6 protein-coding genes are annotated in these 6,455 nt (G+C 43.6%); 5 read left to right on the forward strand and 1 reads right to left on the reverse strand.

The window, feature by feature from the left end:
- Positions 1–136: 136 nt before the first annotated feature.
- The 4 genes from F6K52_RS29915 to rbsK all read left to right on the forward strand — a co-directional run bounded on the left by F6K52_RS29915 (position 137) and on the right by rbsK (position 3,645).
- Positions 137–544, forward strand: coding sequence for a DCC1-like thiol-disulfide oxidoreductase family protein (locus F6K52_RS29915; protein WP_293087379.1), 408 nt, complete (start codon positions 137–139; stop codon positions 542–544).
- Between the two features lie 235 nt (positions 545–779).
- Complete coding sequence (ebsA, locus tag F6K52_RS29920) at positions 780–1,154, forward strand: type IV pilus biogenesis protein EbsA (RefSeq protein ID WP_293087372.1); 375 nt, start codon at positions 780–782, stop codon at positions 1,152–1,154.
- A 37-nt stretch (positions 1,155–1,191) separates the two neighbouring features.
- Positions 1,192–2,274: a phosphotransacetylase family protein gene (locus tag F6K52_RS29925; protein WP_293087373.1), complete on the forward strand. Its 1,083-nt coding sequence runs from the start codon at positions 1,192–1,194 to the stop codon at positions 2,272–2,274.
- 441 nt (positions 2,275–2,715) lie between these two features.
- Positions 2,716–3,645: a ribokinase gene (rbsK, locus tag F6K52_RS29930; protein ID WP_293087374.1), complete on the forward strand. Its 930-nt coding sequence runs from the start codon at positions 2,716–2,718 to the stop codon at positions 3,643–3,645.
- 518 nt (positions 3,646–4,163) lie between these two features.
- On the opposite strand, the gene F6K52_RS29935 is transcribed toward rbsK, so the two are convergent.
- Positions 4,164–5,675 (reverse strand): HAMP domain-containing sensor histidine kinase, encoded by a 1,512-nt coding sequence (locus F6K52_RS29935; protein WP_293087375.1) that lies wholly within the window; start codon positions 5,673–5,675, stop codon positions 4,164–4,166.
- 100 nt (positions 5,676–5,775) lie between these two features.
- Here F6K52_RS29935 and F6K52_RS29940 point away from each other — a divergent pair, with 100 nt between their 5' ends.
- Positions 5,776–6,405, forward strand: a complete 630-nt coding sequence (locus F6K52_RS29940; protein ID WP_293087377.1) for an IS607 family transposase — start codon at positions 5,776–5,778, stop codon at positions 6,403–6,405.
- The last annotated feature ends 50 nt before the right edge of the window (positions 6,406–6,455 follow it).

Below are 6,455 nucleotides of genomic sequence, written 5' to 3' on the forward strand. Positions count from 1 at the left end.
CGGTCCCCTTGGTGAACTATTCAATTCAAACTTGATATGGCAAGCTTCGGCAATGTTTAGGACTACAGTAGTAGTCAAACATAGCGTTATAAGCTATTTTGGGGCAGATAAACTAGGATTTAGGAAAGAGGCAGCAATGGGATATCACGTTATTTACGATGGCGACTGTAATCTTTGTGTGACTCTGGTACAGCTATTAGAAAATCTGGATCAGGGCAAGCTATTTAATTACATACCCATGCAGGATCAAGAAGCTTGCGGCAAATTACGGGTAACACCTGGCGAGTGTGAGATGGGTATGATTTTGATCGATGCTTCTTCGGATGATTGCCGATGGCAAGGAAGTGATGCCGCTGAAGAGATTGGGCGTCTATTGCCATTGGGTAATATCTTTGTATCGGCTTATCGGGCAATGCCTGGGGTGAAGTCCTTAGGCGATCAGGTTTATGAGCAGATTCGGGATAATCGTTACACTTGGTTTGGTAAGCGTTCTACTACGTATAAATCGGTTTACCCAGTAGGTTGCAAGGCTAATCCCCGTTGAGGCTAGACTAGAGACTCAATCAACTTTTATCCACGCTTCTTGTAGGAATAAACACACCATCCCCTATTATAAACTGTGGGGATAAGCTTAACCTATAGGAAAGTTCAATGTAATGTATTAGAATACTTGTTTTCCTGGACTAATCATCTGATCGTGATGGGTTTTGCATCACGGAGATTGTTCCATAGGAATAGTTATATCAATACCATAAACGGCAATTGAGTGATATTCAGCCATGTCGATCGAAAAACTTAAGCCTGCCGACAAAGGAGCTGTCGGGATTTATGTTCCCTACTACCAGGGTAATAAACGCAATCTTTTACCTATAGCAATTAGCCTCTACCAACAAGGGTCTTTGGAAGGTCGTCGCCAGATAGAAGGCGGTGATAGTATTCCCTTTGTTGCTACTTGGTTTGTATCTAATCTTCCTTCGGAACTAACTCGTTGCCGATTACAATTTGATGGTAACGCGGATCTCAGTTATGAACTGACTATGCAAAATTCTGAGTTTGTGAATTACTTAATCGAAGTGATTATGAACTTTAAGCGATCGCGTATAACGGATTTTTCCAAGGCATTTTACCGCAAACTGCTACGCATTGATGAATAAACAACCAGTTCTCTAGTTATAGGAGTGTAAATAAGGGGTGGCACAATCCGCTAAGTATTTACTAATTGGGTCAACAGAAGCTTACAGCGGTAAGTCAGCAACAATCCTAGGAATTGCCGATCAACTGCAAGCAAAACAGATAACGATTGCCTACTGTAAACCACTGGGTACCTTTTTGAGTAGCAATCAAGGATCAACCATAGAGGAAGATGTCCAGTTTATCACTGACATACTTAAGTTGCCAGAAAACATGGTGCGATCGCCTTTGCTGTTTATGGATGCTGAAACCATTGAAAAACGATTGGGAGGACAAGACTCAACCGATTACCGTCAGTCTCTTCAAGACTATCTCCAACCACTAAATAGTGATGTAGTTTTGATGGAAGCAGCAGCAACCTTGAGTGCAGGGACTCTGTTTAACTTATCATTACCAAAAGTTGCTCAGACAATTGATGCTGCTGTCTTATTGGTGGCTCGTTTTAACTCGGTTTTACTAGCAGATGCGTTGTTATTTGCTAAGCAACGTCTGGGAGAAAGCTTACTGGGAGTTTTAATTAATGATATTCCCCAAGACCAGCTATCAAGGGTAAAAACAACATTGAAACCGTTTCTGGAACGGCAAGAAATTCCAGTATTGGGAATGATGCCGAGAAATAATCTGTTGCGCAGTGTTAGTGTTCGGGAACTAGTACGTCAGTTGCAAGCTAAAGTGCTATGCTGCCCTGACCGTTTGGATTTGATGGTGGAAACATTGACCATTGGGGCGATGAATGTCAATGCTGCTCTGAAGTATCTACGGAAGGGCGTTAATATGGCGGTGGTGACGGGAGGCGATCGCCCAGACCTTCAGATGGCTGCTCTAGAAACCTCAACTCACTGTTTAATCCTTACCGGTCAAGTTCAGCCTCAATCGGTTATTCTCAGACGTGCTGAAGAGTTTGAAATTCCAGTACTTTCCGTTGATTTAGACACCCTCACTACTGTTGAGATTATTGACAATTCTTTTGGTCAAGTACATCTCCATGAAGCAATTAAGGTGGAGTGTATGCAACAGATGATGAATGAATATTTCGACATTGAGCGGTTGATAAAGCTTCTTGGTTTGAAACCAGCTTTATAGATGCATTAGTTGAAGGGTAAAAGGTTAGAAGGTTGTTCGCTCATAGGCGTTTGGTATAGGGTAGGTTGGCAGGTTGGCAGGTTGGCAGGTTGGCAGGTAGGTAGGTAGGTAGGTAGGTTGGCGGGTTGTTCGCCTTTGGCGTTCGGTGAAAGGTAGGTTAGCAGGGAGCGCAGGGAGCGCAGGGAGCACAAGTTTAAGGTTAAAACGTTCAATTTTAACCTTTATACATAAATTGGAACTTTGTTAAAGGTAACTCTATTAAATTAAATATCAAACCAATTCTGGTTTTTGTTACCATTAATTTGGAATGTTTTTAGGTTATAATGTTGAAAGTTAAAACGTTTAACCTTGGCCTATGGCCACGCTACGCGAACAACTTGAGCTTCCTTGCCTTGTAACTATTTTAAACTTTCAACTTGCTAACTTTTAATTCTGTTAACGATGAAACCAGTTATTGTTTTCGGCAGTATCAATATGGATTTGGTAGCCAAAACTTCCCGGTTACCAGTTCCAGGTGAAACACTACAAGGCCATGAATTTTTTACTGCCCCTGGTGGGAAAGGGGCAAATCAAGCTGTGGCGGTGGCACGCTTGGGTATCCCCACTAAAATGGTGGGGCGCGTTGGTAGTGATGATTTTGGAACTCAGCTAGGCCACAGTCTAGGGGTAACGGGTGTTGACACTGATAGCGTTTTGGTTGAGGAGGGGGTGAGTTCTGGGATTGCAGTGATTTCGGTGGATGAGGCTGGGGAGAATACCATTATTTTCGTGGCTGGTGCTAATGGGCATGTTAATGAAACTGATGTGGAACGCCTCAGTAATTTGTTGCCAGAAGCCGCTGTTTTATTGATACAGTTGGAGATTCCCATGTCCGTCGTGCTCTTAGCAGCAGCGGCAGCTCAGAAAGTGGGTTGTCCAGTGATTCTTGACCCAGCACCAGCTCAGGAGTTGCCAGAGGAACTGTATGGCATGGTGGATATTATGACACCAAATCAGTTGGAAGCCTCTGTACTAGTGGATTTTCCTGTCGATACCATAGAGTCAGCCAAGAACGCATCGGAAGTACTGTTGCAACGAGGTGTGGATACGGTGATTGTGACCTTAGGAGAGCAGGGGGTTTTCTGTGCCACTGGTTCTGAATCTTTCTTCGTCCCTGCTTTTTCTGTTGAGGCTGTGGATACTGTGGCGGCTGGAGATGCGTTTAATGGTGCAATGGCTGTGGCAATAGCCAAAGGGTTACCCTTGCGGCAAGCGGTAGTATGGGGAGCTGCAGCTGGGGCGCTTGCTGTTACTAAGCCTGGAGCTCAGCCCTCTTTGCCTGATAAAGAGACATTCAATGGCTTTCTTACAAAATTAGGTATTAGCTATTAGGTATTAGATACGATAGCATGATAGTATTAGATATTAGATATTAGATATAGCAATTCTACGACTTGTGAGGTACAAATGTCTGGGTTTTAGGGACTTCGGAGCAGGGAGCATAAAATAGGAAAGAGTGAAGAGGTAAGTCAGAAGAGGGAAGAGGCAAAAAGTATGTGTACCTTATAGCTACAAGAAACGCTATATTAATTTTTAGATATTAGTGATTGGTAATAGATCATTGACCCGGAGTTGGCTAGTATTGTAAATCCTGATTGTGGATCTAAACATTATTACTAATTAATCCAGCTTGAGCAAATTATTGAGGTTTGGTAGTACGTTTATATAAAAACTCAGCTCTTAAGCACTCACTACTATACAGTAACTATACAGTAACATTCTCATAAATTAAGGAGATGGGAAAACTAAAATCAATGCTAGTCAAGTGAATTTCCTATCCTTCTGTTTAGGAATTGACATATTCTCAGAACCTTGGCCAATAGGCCACGCTACGGGAATGTCTTTCATACCTACTCCTTTTCGACAGAACTGTCAACATTGTTTTTTCTAAAAACGGGTATTGTAACCGTAAACGTTGTGCCTTGGTTGAGAGTGCTTTCAACTTCGATTTGACCGTGGTGATTCTCAACTATTGTTTTAGCGATCGCTAAACCTAGCCCAGCTCCTTTTGCTGTATCATAGGGTCTAGCTGGATCAGCTCGATAAAAGCGATCAAAAATGTGAGGTAATGCTGATGCACAGATGCCTTGACCAGAATCAGTTACCTTAACTTGAAGGAGGTAGCGCGGTCTTGGGGGTCCTCCCCATGAGTAACGACCGGTGAGGAATTCCAGATTTCTTGCCCTACCTTTGCTGGGAGCTTCTAACTGTTGTAATTCCACTTGAATAAATGCTTCCCCTGGAGTTTTGGTAGAAGCAGGTGTGTATTGCACAGCGTTATTCACTAGATTGGTAAATAAACGTGCCAATTGATTCCAATCCCCCTCAAGGGTAAAGGCATCTTCGTCGAATGTTGGATTTTGGAATTCCTTACTAGGGTAAGCTGACAGAAATACGTCACCAGCCCCGATCTCTTCCTCTGTCTGCTCTGTGCTCTCTCCGTGATCGGGATTGGGGATTTCAATCAGGTACAGAGAAATGCGTTTTTCTGTAGCAATCAGTTGTTGCTCCTCGATCACTTCCATTAGCAAAGCATCCAGGTGGACTAATTGCCACTGGGGTTTTACCATACCGCTATCAGCACGAGCCAAAAACAGCAGGTCATTCACCAGTTTTCCTAAGCGCTGGGTTAATCGCTCTATCACTTGGAGTTGGTGCCGTTGCAACTCAGATGCCAAATCGGGATCCCCCAGAGCAACTTGCACGTTAGTCTGAATCGTTGCAATTGGGTTTCTCAGTTCGTGGGAAGCATCAGCAGTGAATTGTTTGAGCCGTTGGTAGGACTCCCGTACTGGCTTCATAGCCATACCAGATAGTAACCAACCAATAGCACCAGTAGAGATAATCATCACCACTGTACCTAGAGTCAGATCAAATATCAGTTGGTGGCTGGGTTTGGTGACTTCAAACCATGGGTGGCTCACCCGTAAATAACCCAAGATATAATCCTCGATTTGCACCGGTTGGGTTAACTGTCGCAGGAGATGCTCTGCTGATAAATGAACTGTTGCCCTAGTGGTGTTGGTCTTTAAGGGAATAGTTAAGGGTTCTGAGAAGGTTGACCACAGCAAATCCCCCTTCGGACTAAACCACTCCAGGTCAATGTGGTCATCTTCTACCCCATCACTATTGTCTCGAAAACTTGCTTCAATGTTGAATTGGTAGGGAATCTCGCCATCATCCACAGGTTGAATCACCAGTGATCGCTCTACCACTTCTACGACATGTTTGAGGGTGTCATCAACCCGTTCAATCAGGGTGTGGCGGACATAAAGATAGACACCAGTTGCAAATAATAACAGTAACACTGCCGTAACTGTAGTGTACCACAGAGCAAGGCGTCGGCGAGTAGTTTGAAACATGATAATTTAACAGAGGTGTAACTATTAGCCAGATATATTACTAAGCCTTAGCAAACCTTACTAAAGTTAAGTATACTAGATTTAGTAAGGTTCACGGTCAATGAAAAAATATGTCACTCCAAAAGAGGCAGCCGAGCACCTCGGAGTCTCGATCTCAACTCTTAGGCGGTGGGACAAAGAAGGGAGACTCGACAGTATCAGGACAAAAGGGAATCAAAGGCGGTTCTGTGTCGAAGGAGAAACTCCGCAGATTAAGCCCATTGTCTGCTATGCAAGAGTCTCTACCTACTCCCAACGGGATGACCTCGATCGACAAGCTCAATTTTTACGGGCAAAATACCCAAACGCAGAAGTTATTACAGAAATTGGGTCAGGACTCAATTTTAAGCGGCGCAAGTTCCTCAAAATACTGGAACGAATATACAGCTGTGATATCTCAGCATTTGTTATCGCCTACCCAGACAGAGCAGTTAGATTTGGTTTTCCATTGCTTGAGTGGTTGTGCCAAAAAGGCAAGGTTAAACTCGTGGTTCTCAATGAACGCAAATTGTCCCCAGAACAAGAGTTGGTCGAAGATATCCTGTCCATCCTCCACTGTTTCTCTGCTAGGCTTTACGGACTCCGGAAATACCAAAAACAAGTCAGCAAAGCGGTACAAGAAAAAACCTCGGAACCAGACGGTGAAGTTGACACCAAACAGTGTCTTGAAGATCAGGGTGTTTCCATCTAAAGAACTTCATAAAGTATGGAAAACTTGGCTTAATGCTTATCGTTGGGTCA

The organism is Moorena sp. SIO3H5 (genome assembly GCF_010692395.1).
Lineage (GTDB): Bacteria > Cyanobacteriota > Cyanobacteriia > Cyanobacteriales > Coleofasciculaceae > Moorena.